The organism is Dyella jiangningensis, assembly GCF_003264855.1.
In the GTDB taxonomy this organism is placed as follows: domain Bacteria; phylum Pseudomonadota; class Gammaproteobacteria; order Xanthomonadales; family Rhodanobacteraceae; genus Dyella; species Dyella jiangningensis_C.
On record NZ_NFZS01000001.1, the window covers coordinates 299,216 to 316,832 of the forward strand.

20 protein-coding genes are annotated in these 17,617 nt (G+C 65.1%); 10 read left to right on the forward strand and 10 right to left on the reverse strand.

Going from position 1 to position 17,617, the window contains the following annotated elements; translation table 11 throughout:
* Position 1 precedes the first annotated feature (1 nt).
* Together CA260_RS01245 and CA260_RS01250 are read right to left on the reverse strand one after the other, a co-directional pair.
* Positions 2 to 2,308: a TonB-dependent receptor gene (locus tag CA260_RS01245; protein WP_111980655.1), complete on the reverse strand. Its 2,307-nt coding sequence runs from the start codon at positions 2,306 to 2,308 to the stop codon at positions 2 to 4.
* 232 nt (positions 2,309 to 2,540) lie between these two features.
* Positions 2,541 to 2,960, reverse strand: a complete 420-nt coding sequence (locus CA260_RS01250; RefSeq protein ID WP_172461687.1) for a cupin domain-containing protein — start codon at positions 2,958 to 2,960, stop codon at positions 2,541 to 2,543.
* Between the two features lie 126 nt (positions 2,961 to 3,086).
* Between CA260_RS01250 and CA260_RS01255 the strand changes: the two genes are divergently transcribed.
* A complete protein-coding gene (locus CA260_RS01255) occupies positions 3,087 to 4,196 on the forward strand; it encodes an oxidoreductase (protein WP_111980656.1) in 1,110 nt (369 codons plus the stop codon).
* Here the strand turns inward: CA260_RS01255 and CA260_RS01260 are convergent.
* A complete protein-coding gene (locus tag CA260_RS01260) occupies positions 4,162 to 5,124 on the reverse strand; it encodes a transporter (RefSeq protein ID WP_111980657.1) in 963 nt (320 codons plus the stop codon). The genes CA260_RS01255 and CA260_RS01260 overlap by 35 nt on opposite strands.
* A complete protein-coding gene (locus CA260_RS01265; protein ID WP_111980658.1) occupies positions 5,121 to 6,221 on the reverse strand; it encodes an isocitrate lyase/PEP mutase family protein in 1,101 nt (366 codons plus the stop codon). Before CA260_RS01265 ends, CA260_RS01260 begins: the two co-directional genes overlap by 4 nt.
* A 168-nt stretch (positions 6,222 to 6,389) precedes the next feature.
* On the opposite strand from CA260_RS01265, the gene CA260_RS01270 reads away from it, so the two are divergent.
* The 5 genes from CA260_RS01270 (at position 6,390) to CA260_RS01285 (ending at position 9,344) form a co-directional block, all read left to right on the forward strand.
* A complete protein-coding gene (locus CA260_RS01270) occupies positions 6,390 to 7,217 on the forward strand; it encodes a helix-turn-helix transcriptional regulator (RefSeq protein WP_111980659.1) in 828 nt (275 codons plus the stop codon).
* An 83-nt stretch (positions 7,218 to 7,300) separates the two neighbouring features.
* Positions 7,301 to 7,444, forward strand: coding sequence for a hypothetical protein (locus CA260_RS21050; RefSeq protein WP_172461688.1), 144 nt, complete (start codon positions 7,301 to 7,303; stop codon positions 7,442 to 7,444).
* Positions 7,441 to 7,815, forward strand: coding sequence for a hypothetical protein (locus tag CA260_RS01275; protein ID WP_111980660.1), 375 nt, complete (start codon positions 7,441 to 7,443; stop codon positions 7,813 to 7,815). Before CA260_RS21050 ends, CA260_RS01275 begins: the two co-directional genes overlap by 4 nt.
* Before the next feature lie 144 nt (positions 7,816 to 7,959).
* Positions 7,960 to 8,796, forward strand: coding sequence for a GAF domain-containing protein (locus CA260_RS01280; protein WP_238149583.1), 837 nt, complete (start codon positions 7,960 to 7,962; stop codon positions 8,794 to 8,796).
* A gap of 80 nt (positions 8,797 to 8,876) precedes the next feature.
* Positions 8,877 to 9,344 (forward strand): SRPBCC domain-containing protein, encoded by a 468-nt coding sequence (locus CA260_RS01285; RefSeq protein ID WP_111980661.1) that lies wholly within the window; start codon positions 8,877 to 8,879, stop codon positions 9,342 to 9,344.
* Between the two features lie 71 nt (positions 9,345 to 9,415).
* Here CA260_RS01285 and arr read toward each other — a convergent pair whose 3' ends face one another.
* A complete protein-coding gene (gene arr / locus CA260_RS01290; protein ID WP_111980662.1) occupies positions 9,416 to 9,817 on the reverse strand; it encodes an NAD(+)--rifampin ADP-ribosyltransferase in 402 nt (133 codons plus the stop codon).
* A gap of 278 nt (positions 9,818 to 10,095) precedes the next feature.
* Between arr and CA260_RS01295 the strand changes: the two genes are divergently transcribed.
* The 3 genes from CA260_RS01295 to CA260_RS01305 all read left to right on the forward strand — a co-directional run bounded on the left by CA260_RS01295 (position 10,096) and on the right by CA260_RS01305 (position 13,834).
* A complete protein-coding gene (locus tag CA260_RS01295; RefSeq protein ID WP_111980663.1) occupies positions 10,096 to 10,530 on the forward strand; it encodes an Rrf2 family transcriptional regulator in 435 nt (144 codons plus the stop codon).
* Positions 10,531 to 10,681: 151 nt separating this feature from the next.
* Positions 10,682 to 12,967: a nitric-oxide reductase large subunit gene (locus CA260_RS01300; protein WP_111980664.1), complete on the forward strand. Its 2,286-nt coding sequence runs from the start codon at positions 10,682 to 10,684 to the stop codon at positions 12,965 to 12,967.
* A 147-nt stretch (positions 12,968 to 13,114) separates the two neighbouring features.
* Positions 13,115 to 13,834 carry a c-type cytochrome gene (locus CA260_RS01305; RefSeq protein ID WP_172461689.1) on the forward strand — a complete coding sequence of 240 codons (720 nt, stop codon included), beginning with the start codon at positions 13,115 to 13,117 and terminating at the stop codon, positions 13,832 to 13,834.
* 24 nt (positions 13,835 to 13,858) lie between these two features.
* Here CA260_RS01305 and CA260_RS01310 read toward each other — a convergent pair whose 3' ends face one another.
* A complete protein-coding gene (locus CA260_RS01310) occupies positions 13,859 to 14,395 on the reverse strand; it encodes a nucleoside 2-deoxyribosyltransferase (RefSeq protein ID WP_111980666.1) in 537 nt (178 codons plus the stop codon).
* A 106-nt stretch (positions 14,396 to 14,501) separates the two neighbouring features.
* Entirely contained in the window at positions 14,502 to 14,717 is a 216-nt protein-coding gene (locus CA260_RS01315) for a hypothetical protein (RefSeq protein WP_111980667.1), read from the reverse strand.
* Between the two features lie 240 nt (positions 14,718 to 14,957).
* Here CA260_RS01315 and CA260_RS01320 point away from each other — a divergent pair, with 240 nt between their 5' ends.
* Positions 14,958 to 15,749 (forward strand): mechanosensitive ion channel family protein, encoded by a 792-nt coding sequence (locus tag CA260_RS01320; RefSeq protein WP_111980668.1) that lies wholly within the window; start codon positions 14,958 to 14,960, stop codon positions 15,747 to 15,749.
* A 113-nt stretch (positions 15,750 to 15,862) separates the two neighbouring features.
* Here CA260_RS01320 and CA260_RS01325 read toward each other — a convergent pair whose 3' ends face one another.
* The 3 genes from CA260_RS01325 to CA260_RS01335 all read right to left on the reverse strand — a co-directional run bounded on the left by CA260_RS01325 (position 15,863) and on the right by CA260_RS01335 (position 17,473).
* Positions 15,863 to 16,051 (reverse strand): hypothetical protein, encoded by a 189-nt coding sequence (locus CA260_RS01325; protein WP_146745266.1) that lies wholly within the window; start codon positions 16,049 to 16,051, stop codon positions 15,863 to 15,865.
* Between the two features lie 165 nt (positions 16,052 to 16,216).
* Positions 16,217 to 17,074, reverse strand: coding sequence for a sigma-70 family RNA polymerase sigma factor (locus CA260_RS01330; RefSeq protein ID WP_111980670.1), 858 nt, complete (start codon positions 17,072 to 17,074; stop codon positions 16,217 to 16,219).
* Positions 17,075 to 17,134: 60 nt separating this feature from the next.
* Positions 17,135 to 17,473, reverse strand: coding sequence for a putative quinol monooxygenase (locus CA260_RS01335; RefSeq protein WP_172461690.1), 339 nt, complete (start codon positions 17,471 to 17,473; stop codon positions 17,135 to 17,137).
* Positions 17,474 to 17,617 lie beyond the last annotated feature (144 nt).

Genomic DNA, 17,617 nt, shown 5'->3' on the forward strand with positions numbered 1-17,617 from the left:
ATCAGAGCGCCAGCGACACGGAAGCGAACCAGCTGCGGCCCGGCAGCACGTAGTACGAACCCACGTTGCCGCTCACCGAGTTGATCACCAGGTTGTGCGCGTCGAACAGGTTGTCCACCTGCAGGCGGATCTTATAGCTCTTGATCACCGAACCGGTGAGGTTCTGGCCGTAGCCCACGCTCATTGCCGCCTGCCAGTAACCGCCGGTGCCGATGGTGGAGGTCACCGACGAAGCCACGTCCGGGTTGAAGCTGGAGTTGTACGCTTTCTGGCCGCCGGAATACTTGTCGTAGAGCGAGGCGAAGAAACCGTTCTGCTCGTACAGCACGCCGATGGCGGCGGTGCGTTCGGGCACGTTGGGCATGTCGAGGTTCGAGCCCTTGAAATAGGCGTCCTGCAGCGAACCGTTGGCGAACACGCTGGCGCCGCCGCCCACGTAATAGGTCGCCTGCCCTTCGATGCCCTTGATGTAGGCGCCGCGCGCCAGGTAGTACACGGCTTCGGTGGTGCCCGGCACGGTGGTGGAGAACTGGTAGTTCTTGTAGTTGATGAAGTACACGTCGGCATCCGCATTGAAGCGGTCGGTCTTGTAGACCGTGCCGAACTGGTAGTTCATCGTCTGCGTGGGCTTGGTGTTGTTGAGCGTCGGGTCGGGCACGTAGAACTGGTTGAGGTTGGGCGTGAGGAAACCCTGCGCCACGGTGCCGTAGATGCTCCAGTCCTCGCGCAGCAGGTAGTTGGCGGTGAGGTAGCCCAGCGTCTTGTCCCAGCTCTGGCTGTAGTAGAGCGGGGTCTTGGTAGTCTGGTTGATCGGCGCCTGGATGTCGCGGCTCACGTTGAAGTACTTCACGCCCGGCGTGATGCTGAGCCCGTCGGTGGCGTACCACTGGTATTCCGCATACAGCTGGCCGGTGTGCAGCTGGTCCTTCATGGTGTACTTGTACGGGCCGCTGTACACGCCCTTGCTGTTGAACGTGCCGAAGGTGGACGCACCCGGCTTCACGTCGACGGCGCCGTCACGGCCGTAATCGATGGCGATGCTGCTGCGATTGTTGTTGGTGTATTCGTACCAGCCGCCGGTGCGGAACTGGCCGTGGTCGTCGGCGTACACCACCTGCAGCGTGTCGCCCCACGCGCGGTAGTTGTTGATCTTGACGTAGCCGCCCATGTTGGTGGGCGACGCCTTGGTGCCCACGTAGGGGCTCTCGTGGCTGGTGTTGTCGTACGCGTACGTGTAGACCTTATTGTCCAGCGACCAGTGGTCCGACAGCGCGCTGCGCACGCCGAGGTATTCGAGATCGGTTTGCTTGGTCTGGTAGTTGTAGCAGGCGCAGTTGACGCTGGTGCGGTCTTCGTTGAGGCCGAAGTTGCGGCCGAGCTGGTCGATCTGCTGCAGCGTCAGCGAGCTGAGGTTGGGGTTGTTGAAGCGGATGTAGTTGTAGTTGCTGAGGAAGGTCAGCTCGGTGCTCGCGCCGATCGGCTGCACGTACTTGATGTAGCCGGTCTTGCGCGACATGTCGCCGTTGGTCTTGGCGGTGTCGGTATCCATGTACTGCGCGCTGGCGATGAACTTGCCGCCACCGAGGTCATCGAGCTTGCCCGAGTTCACTTCCAGGTGCGTGAGCGAGGTGCTGTAGCTGCCGAAGCTCTGCGTGGGGATGAACGAGAACGTGTCGGTCGGGTCCTTCGAGCTCAGCGCCACGGTGCCGCCGAAGGTCGCCTCGCCGATGGTGCTCGCATTGCCCGGGCCGCGATCGATCAGCACCTGGCCGAGCATCTTCGCCGGGAAGTAACTGCTGGTGTGGTGGCTGAAGTCGTTGGTGTCGCCGAACGGGATGCCGTCGTAGGTGACGTTGTACTGGTTGTCGTTGAAACCGCGCAGCGTCATCTGCTTGGATTCGCCCAGGCCCGGGCCGGCCGGGCTCACGTTGGTCACGTTCGGCGCGATGGCGGCGATGGTGGCGTAGTCGGCGGTGGGCGAGACGTGGTTGCTGATCCAGTCCAGGCCGATGATCGATTGCGGCTGCGTGATGGTGAGGTCGGCCTGGGTCGGCGCCTGCGTGATCGCGGAGCCGCCCGTGGTGGCCTTCACCTCCACTTCCTCCAACTGCTTGGGCGCCTTCAGGGCCGCATTCGCCTTCGCGGCGGCCGCATCGGCATCGTTGTCATCGGCGAAGGCCGGCAGGCTCAGGCACAGGCCGGCGAGCATGGCCAGGCCCAGCGGCGTACGCCACTGGCGGATACCGCGGGAAATCGGACGCAGGGCAGGAAGCGACGCGGAAGCGCGCCGGCGCGACAGGATGGACATGGTGGCCTGAGTGGTGGCTGGAATCAGCGCACTAGCGTGGTTTCGTCGTTTGACAGTTCTGTTGCACGACGGTGATGCGCACAGACCAATGGCTTAGCGTTGTCTTAGACAACCGCGAATCCCCCTGTAGGAGTGCACCCAGTGCGCGATGGGAGTCTGGACCGGCCCGACGTCACAACCCTGGCCAGACGCTGGTCGCACTGGGTGCGCTCCTACAGGGTCGGGGCGGGGTTTACTTCGCGGGCTGGGCGAGCGGCTTGCCCTTGTCGACGATCCAGGTCGACAGCGCGGCGCCACCTTCACTGCCCGGCGCGGCGGCCAGGCTGTGCACGGCGCCACGCTCGTTGAAGAAATGGTCGCCGGCCTTGAGCACCTGATCCGGCTTGCCACGGGTCTTGAGCACGAGGTTGCCCCGTAGCACGTAGCCCGATTCGTCGCCCGCGTGGGAGTGCCAGCCGATGATCGCGCCCGCGGGCAGCTCGGCGGTGCCGATCACGATCTCCTTGCCGGGCACGCCGCTCTGGTCGTGCTTGTCGAGTACCGTCCGCTTCGGCTGCGGTGCGGTGGATGCATCGTCCTGCGCACGAGCGCCACCGGCCGACGTCATCAGACCGACGGTCAACGCGGCGAACACAAGCGTGCGGCTGCGCATGGCGGCGCCCATGGCTGAACTGGAGCCGCATGGTGCGCGCCAGTGTGTTAGCGCCATGCGAAATGACCGGGAGGGACGCGCACCAGGATGGCTTACCATGACGCACCATCGACACGTTTCCAGGCCATGAACGAAACCCCATCCCCGGTACGCGTGGCATTGGTCGGCTATGGCTACGCCGGCAAGACCTTTCATGCGCCCTTGATCCGCAGCGTGCCCGGGCTCGAACTCGCCGTGGTGGTATCGCGCGACGCGAACAAGGTGTGCGCGGACATGAGTGGCGTCGAGGTGGTCGGCACGCCGCACGAGGTCATCACGAATCCGGACATCGACCTGGTGGTGATCGCCTCGCCCAACGACACGCACGCGCCGCTGGCTCGCGCGGCAATGCAGGCGGGCAAGCATGTCGTGGTGGACAAACCGTTCGCCGTCGACCTGGCGCAGGCGCGCGAACTCGCGGCGCTGGCGGCGGAACACGATCGCGTGCTGTCGGTGTTCCAGAACCGCCGGTGGGACAGCGATTTTCTCGGCGTGTGCCAGGCCATGGCCGATGGCCTGCTCGGCGAGGTGAGGCATTTCGAATCCCATATCGACCGGTATCGGCCGCAGGTGCGCGCGCGCTGGCGCGAACAGCAAGGGCCGGGCAGTGGCATCTGGTATGACCTTGGCCCGCATCTGGTCGATCAGGCGCTCCTCCTGTTTGGCGCACCCGAACGCGTGACGGCGAGCCTGGCCGTGCTGCGCGATGGCGGCGAGGTCGCGGACTGGGCGCACGTCGTGCTCGAGTACGGTGCACGCCGCGTCGTCCTGCACGCCAGCATGCTGGTGGCGGGTGGCAGTCCGCGCTTCATCGTGCACGGCACGCAGGCGAGCGTGGTGAAGACGCATGCCGATCGCCAGGAAGCGCAGCTGCTGTCGGGCATGGTGCCGGGCGGCGATGGCTGGGGCGAAGACGCCGACGCCTTGCTGCTTTACGACGCCAAGGGCGAGATGTCGCGCCTGCCCGTGCCCGCCGGCGATCAACGCCGCTACTACGCCGCGCTACGCGATGCGGTGACGGGCTACGGTGGCAATCCGGTCACCCCATTGCAGGCGGTGACCGTGATGGCGGTGATCGAGGCGGCCATCGCGTCCGCAACCAGCGGCCGTGCGGTCGACCTCGCTCTCTCCAGGGAAGAACGCGCGGCCTGGGATGCTGGCGCTAGTGCACATAGTTCAACGCCACGGCAGGCGTGACGGTGGTGGGGCTGCGGTAGCCCCCGGTGAAGACGCGCACGCCTGCAAGCATGCCCAGATGGCTGCTCCAGTTGTATTCGATGGCCGGCGCGACGCCGAAACTTGCGCTGGAACGCGTGCGGTAGGAGAGCCGCGCCATAGGGTCCGACGCGACGACCACGCCGTCCACACGGGTGCCGTGCGCATGGCGATAGGCGAGATCGAACGCCAGCACCCAGCGCTGCGTCACGCTGTATTCCCATGCCGCATTCACCAGGAACGCACTGCCTGGCTTCGCCTGGCCGTGGAACCCGGGTGGCGTGCCGAACACGCTGACACCGTCCACGCCGGCCTGCCTTGAGAACGAACCGCCGACATTGAAGCGCATGCGCAGGATGCGTCCGTTCGGCATCCACGCATAGGTCTGCGTGTTGAGCTGCACGGTGGTGGTGTAGGCGCCGCTGCCCATCGCGTCGGCCAGTGGATCGCGCAGGGCATCGTAGCGACCGGTGGGCAGCGTTTCCTGCACCATCAATGCCATGGCCGGCATGGCGCTGCCTTCATGGAACGAGCTGAGGCTGTATTGCAGGAGAACGCCGAGATCGCCCACGCCGCTGCCGCTGGCCCCGCCTGCGACGCGGTTGTAGCTGAAGGTGGGGATGATGCCGGCCATCAGGCGGTCGGTGACGCCGTATTCCATGTAGGTCAACGAGCCGAAGCTGTCGACCTTTGACGAGCGCACGTCATACAAATAGGGCTCGATCAGGAAATGTCCCCGCGGCAGCGCCGCGGCCGAGTTGGCCATCATGGGGCCGGTCCACCATGCCTCCGACAGCGATTGGCGCGTGGCGTCGGCCGTCGAAGGCATATCGGCCAGGGCACTCAAGGGCAGGACGATCATCGACAGCCATGCATAGCGGGCGATGCCGGGCGATCGCGCCTCCTTCATCGCGTGCCCGCTTCGGTGCCGCGCGATCGTTCGCCCAGCAGTGAAGCCATGAATCGACGCCATGCGGGTGGCGTGTCGCCGTGCGTGGAACCGTCGCGCCATGACGCATCACGGAGCAAGCCGTTGCGTGTCGTCAGCTCGACCGGGCGCGACCGCGCATGGTCGGGTACGGGTGAACGTCGCGGCAGCAGCAGGGCCACCGGCCCGTCGCCCATCCCCGCGTGAAGCACGCGTGGTGCTGACGGAGTGTCGACATCAGCGCTCGGCGTGAAGAGGCCATTGGCTTCCGACACGGTCAGCATGGTTTCGCCCATGGTGTCATAGCGGCCTTCCGCAAGCGCTTCCTGCGCGATGCGCTGCAGATGGGACAGCACCGATTGCATGGGTCCGCAACCGAGGCTGATCCGGCGCACGCCCAGTTCGCGCAGCTGTGCCGCGGCAGGCGCGCCGGCATAGCCGGCGTAGACGTTCAGCGGCACGGGCAGCCGCCGCGCCAGGCGGGCGATCTCGTCGGGATCGCTCAGGCCGGGCACGAAGATGCCGTCGGCACCCGCATCGATATACGCCAGCGCCCGGCGCTCCGTTTCCTCGTAACGCGATGCCGGTGCGACGTCGGCGAGATACGTGTCGATGCGTGCATTGATGAACAGTGGCACCGCCTGATGCTGCGCTACGGCGCGTGCGCAGGCGATACGTTCGGCTAAGACACGGGCCGGCGACAGCTTCCGCGTGCCCGGCTGCATGCCGTCCTCGATGTTGATGCCCACGACGCCGAGCTGAAGCAATGCGCCCACCAGTCCACCCGTGTCGTTCGCATCGCGACCGTAGCCGCGTTCGATGTCCACGCTCACGGGCAAGTCCACGCTCTGGCAGATGCGCCCACACGCGGTCAACAGGTCCTGCACGGGCAGGCGTTCGCCATCGGCGTGTCCAAGCGCCCAGGCCATGCCCGCACTGGTGGTCGCGATGGCCTGTGCGCCTGCGTTCTCGATGATGCGCGCACTGGCGGCATCCCAGGCGTTGGGCAGCATGAGCGGCTGCGGCCCGGCATGCAGTTGATGGAAACGTTCCGCCCGGAGGCGCTGTTCACGGTTCATGGTCCTGGCCTGCAAGTCGCGCCTACGGTTCGTGGCCAGCAAAGCAGACCATTCCCGGCCGCGTTCACGCTGTCAGAATCTTTAGCCATCGCCGTCCGGCACAGGTAGCCGATGGCCTGGCTTGCTAAGCTTTTCCCGCCCATCGCCAGGCGAACCACCACGCGTGCCATGTCGATCCTGACTTCCAACACACTGCTGTCGACGGAGTCGCTGACGCTGCGCAACGTGCAGTGTTCGGGCACGTGCCGGCATCGCAGTGCGGAGGAGTGCGCATCGGCCACGCAGTTGGTGTTTCCTTATCGCGGCGTCTATCTCAGGCATCTGGGCAAGGACCAGGCCGTGGCCGATGCCAACCATGTGCTGTTCTTCAACGCGCAGGAGGGTTACCAGGTCAGCCATCCGCTGGATGGCGGCGACGCCTGCCTCTCCCTCGACCTGAACCCCATGCTGTTGGCCGAACTGGCGCCGAAGGCGCTGCTGCAGACGGGCGGCGGCGTCGCGTTTCGCGGGCAGTCGCTGCGCATCGATGCGCGCGCGCAGGCGCTGGTGGCCCTGCTGCGCCATGGCCTGGACAACGGCAGCATCGAGCCGCTGGAAGCGGAAGCCCTGCTGCTTACGCTGGTGTGCCGAAGTCTCGGGCCGCGTACGTCGCGCGAGCCCGCGTCGACCCATGCGCGGCGGCGCCTGGCCGATCGCGTGAAGGTGCTGCTCGCCAGCGATCTCTCGCGGCGCTGGACGCTGGCCGAGATCGGCGAGGAGATCGGCAGCTCGCCGGTCTACCTGACCCAGGTGTTCCGCCAGGTCGAAGGCATGCCGCTGTACCGCTACCAGCTTCAGTTGCGGCTGGCGCGGGCGCTCGATCTCATGGGCGAATACGACGATCTCTCCGCGCTGGCGGCGGAGCTCGGGTTCTCCAGCCACAGCCATTTCACCAATGCGTTCCGCCAGGCCTACGGCCGCTCGCCGACGGAGTTTCGCCGGTCGGCCAAGGTGTGAACGACTAAAGAATTCGACAGCATTCAGCGGCGCCGAATGGTCTCCTGAGCCTGCCCACCGACGGGCGATATCAGGAGAGCGTCATGAGCGAGAAAACCTGTGCCGCGTGCGACTACCCGCTGGACGACAACGCCATCAAGGTGACCATCGGCAACCGCGTGGTCGAAGTGTGCTGCGAGGAGTGCGCACAGAAACTGCGCGAAGCCAGCGTCAAGGCCGGCGCATGAGCCCGGGCCGGCTCCTGGCGGTGGCGATCGCCATGCTGGGCGCCGGCCCGCTGCCATCCGGCGCCGAGCAGGCCATCGCGGCGCCGGATGCCATCGCCGAGCGTATACAGGCGTGCCTGCATGGACGGTATGCGGATCAGGGCAGGCTCGCGCTGGTGGATCGCGTGCTGGGCATCGAGCAACGCATCGGCGCCTATCGTGCCGCGCGTACGCAGGTCGAACTGGTCGAGCGGCTCAACGCCGACCTGCGGGTAGCGATGGGCGATAGGCGGGTACGCGTCACGGAAGCATCGGCGTCCTCCGGCGCCGGCGTCGAAAGTTGTGACCTCGGTGCAACACTGCAGTTGGAGATGCCGCCCGCACCCTTGTGAACGCCGGCATGTCGTTTTCGGGCCCGGCGGTGGCGCCAACCACGCTGCACACTTCCGGCTACAAAAATTCCTATCGCCACGAGCGCATGGATGGCTCCGGTTTCGCGCATACTCCGGCTGTCAGGTTGCTGGGGGGAATGCATCGTGGCCACGTTCGAATCGTCGTCCGACTACGCCTGGCCGCCGGCCGTGTCGGGCTTCGACATGCCGAAACCCTCGACGTGCGGTCAGGCGGATGCGAAGCCTGTCATGGTCGCCTTCTTCAGTGGCCGGCCCGATCACTACTGGATCGAGGCGTTCGCCTCGGAGGTCGGCGATTTCAAGTCGCGACACGAATTGATCGACGTGCGCATCGACGCACGCGGGCTGGTGGTGACGGGACCCGTCCTGCAGCTGAGGAGCCTCACCGATCATCTGCGCGACTTCGTGCATCGCGTGTCGCGCATCAGCCTGCAAAGACGGGTGCTCGAACGCATCAGCCGGAAGGATGCGTCGACATCGGTGCTGGCGGAGAACGCGGCAGCCGTGCGCGATGTCGACCTGGTGGCCAAGCTGCCGGTGGTCGCGTCGATCCTTGAGGCCGTTTCGCGCGAGACCGGCATGCGTTTCGCCACGGTGGCACGCGTATCCGAAACGCGCTGGACCGCGTGCGCCGTCCACGACACGATCAACTTCGGTTTGCGCGCCGGCCAGGATCTCGTCCTGGAAACCACCATCTGCAACGAAATCCGCGAACACGGGCATACCGTGACGTTCGATCACGCGAGCGCGCATCCTTTGTTCTCGACGCATCCGACGCCCGCGCTGTATGGTTTCGAGAGCTACATTTCCGTGCCGATCTACCGCGCGGACGGGCGTTTCTTCGGCACCTTGTGCGCGGTGGACCCTGAGCCACGGCATATCGACCAGGACACCGTCCGCGCCTTCGAGACGTTCGCGCGCGCCCTGGGCGAAGCGATCGACGCGACCATTCCCGGGTAACCCTCGGCGCGGAAAGTGCGGGCCTGCTGGCATACCATCAGGCTTCCGCCGGCATGGGCCGGACTGCAATCGGAGCGACGATGGCCACCGATGACCGCACGCATACGGCCTTCCGCGATATCCAGGCTTCTCCCGAGGCGATCTACCGTGCGTTTCTCACTCGCGAGGCGATGTCGAGCTGGCTTCCGCCCGCCGGCGCGAAAGGTGCGTTCGACGTGTTCGAGCCGCACGTCGGTGGTCGCTTCAGGTTGACGCTGACCTTCGACGCCGCCCAGGGCAAGTCGTCGGACCATACGGATGTGGTCAATGGCTCGTTTGCCGAGTTCGTGCCCGAGCGGCGCATCGTGATGATCGTGGCGTTCGATTCGGCCGATGCGGCCTTCGTGGGCCGCATGACCATGACATGGGAGCTGCAACGCACGTCGACAGGCACGCGCGTGACGACAATCGCCGAGCACGTGCCTGCCGGTATCAGTCAGGTTGATCACGAGACCGGCATGCAGTCGAGCCTCGCCCATCTGGCCGCGTTCGTGGAGCGAGCCGGCTAGCGCCAGGTGTGGCAACCGCGCGTAGGAACGTGCTTCCCCGACGAAGTGCGAAAGCACGGTCCGAACCCGGCTCAGTCGTTGATGGCCTCGACACCCCGGCGCCTGAGCGCTTCAACGTGGTCGAGCATCTCCTTCAGACGTTCGGGCGAATGCCCCGTCCATGGCGACACTTCACCGACCACCCGGAACGGATGACGCGATCGATACGACAGCGTCGGGTTGCCGGGAAACTTCTTGTCGGTGAGGTTGGGGTCGTCCTCGATGGGGCCGGTCGGTTCCACGATGTAAATCCGGCCGCGTCCTTCGCCGACCGCGAGTTCTGCGCCCCAGGTGGCGGCATCGAGCGTGGCACTGAGGTAGACAAAGGCCGCCTGTTCCCGCTTGCCATAATTGGAGGCGTACCCCGGTGCAATCAGGTCACCCAACTGCAGGTCAACCTTGGTGCCGTGATAGTAGACGGGCGCATCAGCCATGGTGTCACTCCGATACCTGCCATTGTCGACAGGTCGGCGATGCTGGACCAAGGGTGGGGACTTCCGGCAAGTCCCTACCCGTTGTATACAGTAAGCGTGGGGCGCAAAGCGCCCTTTTTTGTGCCTGACGTTCGGCCACAGCGTGGCCGGCGACGTCGGCCGGCAGGATCCGCGTCCCCCTATTTTCAGTCACGCACGCCTCCGCGGACGTGTGCCGATAGCACGCTCATGGGTGGTGCACTATGATGCATTGGATATACATATTTGCAGTGCATGCCATGCGCCTGAATACCTTCACGGATTACTGCCTGCGCACCCTGATGTATCTGGGCCTGAACACCGATGAGCTGGCCACGCGCGCCGACATCGCGGCGGCCTACGGCATATCCGACAACCACCTGATGAAGGTCGTGCACTGGCTGGCGCGCCAGGGCTATATCGAAACCGTGCGCGGCAAGGGCGGCGGCATGCGGCTCGCCCACGCGGCGGCCGACATCAGCATCGGTGAGCTGGTGCGCGCCAGCGAGTGTTCCACGCCGCTGGTGGAATGTTTCGAGGCCGGCAATCGCAATTGCCGGATCACTCCCTCGTGCCGGCTCAAGGGCATTCTGGCCGAAGCGGTGGAGGCCATGTACGCCACCCTGGACGGTTACACCCTTGCCGACCTCATCGTGAAGCCCAAGCCGCTCGCCAGCCTGCTTCATATCGCCTGACTTTTCCCGGTACGGCCGGGGTCCACGCCCCTCCCGAGACGCATTGACGCAGCTCAAGGTTAAACATGCATGCTGAATGTATGTTTCGCCCGAGTCGTACGCGACTGCCTTTTCATGCGGAGCCACGTGCCCGCTTACCGGGAGCACACTGATGCAATCAACACGGAAACTATGGCGCTGGCTGGCCATCATGTTTCTCGCGTCCTTCGCTGTCTTAGGGTGGCTGGGGCACGAGATCTACCTGGCCGCCCCACCCATCCCGAAGCAGGTGGTCACCACCGATGGCCGGGTGATCTTCACCGGCGAGCAGATCCAGCGCGGCCAGGAAGCGTGGCTGCAGGCGGGTGGCCAGCAGCTCGGCACCGTATGGGGACACGGCAGTTATGTCGCGCCCGACTGGTCGGCCGACTGGCTGCATCGCGAGGCGCTGGCCTATCGCGAACTCATGGCGCAGTCGCATTACGGGCAGCCTTACGAGAAGCTCGGTGCCGCCGCCAAGGGCTCCGCGGATGCGTTGATGAAGTCCACCCTGCGCGGCAACACCTATGACGCCGCCACCGGCACGCTCACCATCGATGCCGACCGCGCGCAGGTGATCGAGCAGGTCGCCGGGCACTACATGTCGCTGTTCGGCACTGATCCCGCGCTGGACGCGCTGCGCGAGCAGTACGCGATGATGCCGGGTTCGCTGACGGACAAGCAGGACCTCACCGCACTGCCGGCCTTCTTCTTCTGGTCGTCATGGGCCGCCGCCACCGATCGCCCTGGCGAGACGCACCTGTCGTACACCAGCAACTGGCCGCATGAACCGCTGATCGACAACGTGCCGACGGCCGCCAATGGCATGTGGTCGATCGCCAGCTTCATCGGCCTGATCGCCGCCATCGCGGGCATGGTGTGGTTCCACGCCGCCAACCATGAGGAAGGCGATCCGGTCGCGCCCAAGTCGGACCCGCTGTTCAACCTCACGCCCACGCCGTCGATGCGCGCCACCATGAAGTACTTCTACGTGGTGATTGCACTGATGGCCCTGCAAGTGATCATGGGCGTCATCACGGCCCACTACTCGGTCGAAGGCACCAGCTTCTTCGGCATACCGCTCGGCGCCGTGCTGCCCTTCGTGGCCAGCCGCACGATCCATACGCAATTGGCCGTGCTGTGGATCGCCACCGCGTGGCTTGCTACCGGCCTGTACATCGGCCCCGCGCTGTCAGGCAAGGAACCGAAGTACCAGAAGCTGGGCGTCAACGCGCTGCTGGTCGCGCTGGTGGTGGTCGTGGTCGGTTCGCTGGTCTGCGGCTGGCTCGGCACCATGCAGAAGCTGGGCTTCGACTACGGCTTCTGGATCGGCAACCAGGGCCTGGAATACACCAGCATGGGTCGCGTATGGCAGATCCTGCTGTTCATCGGCCTGATGTTCTGGCTGCTGCTGATGGGCCGTGCATTGTGGCCGGCGCTGATGCGTCCGTCGGAAAGCCGCGGCCTGATCGCGATGGTGTTCATCGCCGCTACCTGCATCGGGCTGTTCTACGCCAGTTCCCTCGCCTGGGGCCAGCACACGCATTATTCGATGATCGAGTACTGGCGCTGGTGGCTGGTGCACCTGTGGGTGGAAGGTTTCTTCGAAGTGTTCGCCACGGCCGTCATCGCGCTGATCTTCTCGCGCCTTGGCCTGATCCGCGCCTCGACCGCCAACGCCGCCATCGTGCTCGAGACCATCGTGTTCCTGTTCGGCGGCATCCTGGGCACGCTGCATCACCTGTACTTCACCGGCACGCCGACCTCGGTCATTGCGGTGGGTGCGATGTTCTCCGCGCTGGAAGTGGTGCCGCTGGCGATGATCGGCTTCGAGGGCTACCGCAACTACCAGCGCAGCAAGGCTGCGCCCTGGGTGGCCAACTACAAGTGGATCATCCTGTGCTTCATCGCCGTGGGCTTCTGGAACACCGTCGGCGCGGGCCTGCTCGGCTTCGCCATCAACCCGCCGATCTCGCTGTACTACGTGCAAGGCCTCAACCTGACTCCGGCACACGGTCACGCGGCGCTGTTCGGCGTGTACGGCATGCTCGGCATCGGCCTGATGCTGTTCTGCCTGCGTGGCCTGGCGCCGCGTGCGAACTGGTCGGACTCGCTGCTGAAGTCGATGTTCTGGCTGCTCAACATCGGCCTCGCCATGATGGTCTTCATCTCGCTGGTGCCCTCGGGCATCTACCAGGCATGGACCAGCGTCGAGTACGGCCTGTGGTACGCACGTTCGCCCGAGGTGGTGCACTCGGCCTTCATGCAGTGGATGGTGTGGCTGCGCGTGCCGGGCGACGTGGTGTTCGCGCTGGGCATCGTCAGCCTCGCCGCCTTCGCCTGGAAACTGCTCGGGCGCCGCAAGGAGCCGGCACCGGCCACGGTGATCGCTGCACAGGCGAGTCAGTCCGAGGCCTGAGCGACACATCACGAAGCAGGAGGCCGGTGTCACGACTGGCCTCCTTTTCTTTTTTTCCGCCGAACAGCGCCGCATCGCAGCCCGCGCCGCGGCGACGGGCCCCTACGCCATTCCATGAACTCTTCACTGCTCTTTCGAACCGCATCCATGCGCGCGTTCCGCTGGATTGTCGGCCTTGCCGTCTACGCGGTGTGCGTCGCCGCAGGCGCTCCGGCCGGAGGCGTGCCCGACACCATCGAGCAACGTGTGGCCGCCTGCACGTCGTGCCATGGAGCCCAAGGCAGGGGTTTGCGCGATGGCGCGTCGGCCCCGCGCATCGCGGGGCAGCCGGCTGCCTACCTGGCGTTGCAGCTCAGGTATTTCCAGAGTGGCCAGCGCAAGGACGACACCATGCGCTACATCACCAAGCCGCTGACGCCCGACTACGCGAAGGAGATTGCCGGATACTTCGCGAGCCAGACCATGGCCGTTGATGCCGGCCGGCCATCGCCCTCTGCGGGCGAGCTTGCGCAACGGGGTGCCCAGATCGTGCTCAAGGGTGATCCCAGCCGAGGCGTTCCGCCTTGCGCGAGTTGCCATGGCAGCCGGTTGGCGGGCCGTGAACCGCTGATTCCGGGCCTTGCCGATCTGTCGTCGAATTATCTCAAGTCGCAGTTCGCGCAATGGCGCTCGCATGCTCGCGCGGCGGATCGGCCCTACTGCATGAGCGTCGTGGCCAATCGCATGAGCGAGGCTGAAATCGACGCCGCCGTCCAATGGCTTGCGGATCGTCGACCCGGCGATGTGCCGTCAACGGATGCGGTCGGCGGCCGCGAGCCGCCACTGCCGGAATGGTGCGTGATGGACGAGGCTGGCGCCGGCCTGTGAACGGATGGACGTCCGTTGCGTCGCTCACATGCCGTGCCGCTTCAGCGCATGCTGGACTTCGTCGGCGACGAGCAGGGATGGCAGGTCCGCATAGAGACCGCTGAGCGAGTGGTGGATCATGAGATTGTCGAACAGCCCGAAGTTCTCGACGAGCATGCCTTCCCGGTCGATCCAGCTTGCCCCTTCGACCGTCGTTCTCGGGCTGACACGCGTGAGGTAATGGGACAGCGCGGACGAGTAGGCAAAGATTCGTTTGCCTTGCGAGTAGGCGTATCCGATTTCCCACACGGTGCCGACGTCCGCCGAGGGACCACGGAACGGTTCCAGGTTAGCGAACACCAGCGCGGCGCGATCGATGAGGGCGACGTTCTTCCTAAAGATCCGAAGCGACAGGGCATCTTCCGTCAGGGCTTCCGAGGACGCGCCCTGATCGTCGTTGTCGGCGGGAATGAGCGGCTCGACGCCGTGCAGCCTGCACAGGGCGCGCACTTCATCAGCCTTCGCCTTCGCGTTCTGCAGGAACACGTCGGGGCCGGCCAGGTAGGCCGTGATGCGATGCATGACGTTCGACCTCAGGGATGGCTCGCAGCGTGCAAGCCGCGTTCGTGGATGATGATGGAAGCGATGGCGACGCAGGGTGAAGTGTCGCCGCGACGACCATCGTCTCTCAGGGCGTCTTCGTCAGCCTGGCCTTGGTTCGTTTCGAGGAAGCGGGCCTGGTGCTTCGCCCGACCACCTCGCGCGCATCCTCGGGCCGGATCGTCTTGAGGCGCCCGGGTGTGCTGATGGCCACTTCCACGGCGCCATTGGACAGCCGCGACGTCGTCAGTTTCACATCGACGGCATGGGCCAGCTGCCGCCGCCTGACAGGCACCTTGAGCATGAAGATCCTTTCGACAGTCCGAAAGGATCGAGCATAGGGAAGGTCTACGATCACGCCCTTGACCTGGATCCAGCATGATCTCACCGCGGCGACATGCTGCCGCCTTGGCGCACGCATGCATGCAAGTTGCGTCGTCTGAACCGCCGCGTGCGCCGTGACAAAACTCCAACAGCGGAATGAGTGAGTCTTGACGGGCGTGCGGTTACTACTGGCGTCAGGTTCGTCGCGCAATCGAATGCCATGCATGAGTTCTGGAGAATGACGGGCCTGGCGCCCGCTACGCTCACGACCTGGGCCATACGCTTGGCCGCCGCATTGATGGTGGCGCTCATCGGCTGGTTCATCGCACGATGGTTGGGACGGATGTCGGCGCGCGCGCTGCAACGCGGCCATGCCGACCCCATACTCGCCGGCTTCCTGCGCAACATCACGTTCACCGCGGCGCTGATCCTGGTCGCCATCGAAGCGTTGGAAGTGATCGGCGTTCCATCGACGTCGCTGCTGGCTGCCGTGGGCGCGGCGGGCCTAGCGATCGGACTCGCGCTCAACTCGTCGTTGTCGCACATCGCGTGGGGCGTGATCCTGGTGATCTTCCGTCCGTTCCGCGTGGGCGATACGGTCACCCTCAACGGCATCGACGGTACGGTCGAATCGGTCAACCTCATGCACACGCACTTGCGGACGACTGACAACCGCGAGGTCGTCATTCCCAATGGCAGCGTGGGCGGCAATCCGATCTACAACTCCAGCCTCAGCGGTACGCATCCCTTCGATTGGCGCTTCGCCGTTCCGTTCGGCGCAGATCTGGAGCAGGTCACAGCGCAGATCCGGGCGGTGCTGGACGCACGCACCGATCTGCCTAAGGACGCCCGGCCGTCCGTCGACGTCGTCGGCTTTTCGAACAATGGCGTCGTGTTGTCAGTGCACGGATCCGCGGCGACGGGAACCTCGCCACGCCTGCAGAACGACGTCCTGACCGCCGTGCACAAGGCGTTGCGTCAGTCGGGCGTCTCGACCGCGGCGATGACCTGAATGTCTCGCTGGGAACACCGGCATCGCCGACACATGGACGCGTCCACCGGGAAATGCCGCTTCGATTTCCCAAAGGCGAACCGGTCGGCTGACTCTGCGGGAATCGGGACTCCCTAGCCGCGACGAAACGGGGTCTTTTCGTTTCGGGGTTGCTGCGGCGCCTGGCCCGAATGGGCCGGATCGCGCGCAAAGCGGTTGGTCGATCGGAAGTCCTTGGAGGGATCGACCACCGAGGAAATCGTCTTGCCTGCGTAAACCGAATGGATGGTCGCGGCCGACAACGGCTTGGGTGTGTCGTTCATGCGAATGCCTATGTAATTCGCGGGCGGTCCATCCACCATACATCCAAACCGGCGGCGGTGCATGACGTACCCGGGGCGTATCCGTGCACCCTGAAACAGCCGTGGCATGGATATCGCTTGCGGTTGGACGTCCAGAAGGCGGCAATACGCCGCCTCCGACACCTGTCAGCCGAGCAGCACCCAGTCGACGGCCTCCATCGCATAGGGCGTGAACAGAAAATCGCGGATGGCCGAGACCTGGTCGTCCCGCCAGTCGATCAGCACGAAATGGGCGGGTTTTTGCGCCGGGCTGCCACGATCGAACACCAGCACCGCCGGGCGGCCTTCGATTGCTCCGAAGGCGTATCGCCACTTCGTTTCCTCGGCATAGCGGGTGAAGTAGCGATCGACGCTGTCGCGGCCGTCGAGCTTGAGTCGGTTGACCAGGTCCAGCCTGACGTCGTCGGCGAGCATGGCTCGGATGGCATCGAAGTCGCCCGCCTGGAACAGCCGTACATAGCTGCGCACTTTCTGGCGATCCGCATCCGTCATGAGCGGCACGCGTGTTTCGTCGGGCTTCTGCGCCCGTTGCCGCAGCGCCGCGCGTCCGCGTTGAAGCGCCGATTTGGCGGCGGGAAACGTGCAGTCCGCGATCGAGGCGACTTCTTCGATGGAATGCCCAAGGACATCCTTGAGGATCACCGCGCAGCGCTGGAGCTCGGGCAGTTGGAGGAACACGTGGAAGCTCACGTCGACGACGCATGGCTCGACCGTCGATGGATCTTCGACGTCTTCCGTGATCGGCACGACCGGATGACGGGAGCGGCGGCGAAGGACGTCGAGGCAGGTGTTGTGCGCGATGCGCAGCAGCCAGGCTTCGACATCGTCCACGACCATGCCTTCGCCGCGCACGCGCAAGGCCTTGAGCAAGGCATCCTGCACGGCGTCCTCGCCGTCGACGGTCGAGCCAAGCATGCGCGCGCAATAACGGTGGAGCCTCGGCCTGAGCTCGCGCAGGTGAGCGTCGAAGTGTTCCTCGTTCATGCATCCAGCCTCATGGGGTTGGCAGCGACCGGGTCGCGGCGCCGCGACCCGTACGAGCGATCATGCCGCTTCGCCGGTGGCATGATGGCGGCGTTGCGGGGTTTGCGCGAATACTTCCGCGCCGGCGAAGGATTCGATCCTCGCCCATGCGCTTATCCGCGGAAAGTAGGCCTGCATGCGCGGATCGCCGCGCATCGCCTCGACCGCTTCCAGGCTTTCCCATTCGGAATGGATGATCACGCTGTTGCCGTCCGCGGACGCCACCAGCCGCGTGCCCTTCCACCCTTGCAGATGGCTGACCACGTTTTCGATGTTGTGCTTCAGCAGCTCGATGAGGTCGTCCGGACGACCGGATTCGAGCTTGAGGACGTTGATGAGGGTGACGGACGGAGAAGCCATGGTCGGGTTCCTTGGTGGAGGGTTCATGCCAAGGACGAATCGGCGCGGCAAAACGGATCGCATGCCGGATCACTTTTTCCATCTGGCCATCCGGATGCCCACGTCGCCAGGCGAACGCGCATTCAGCGCGACCCGCGCATCGGG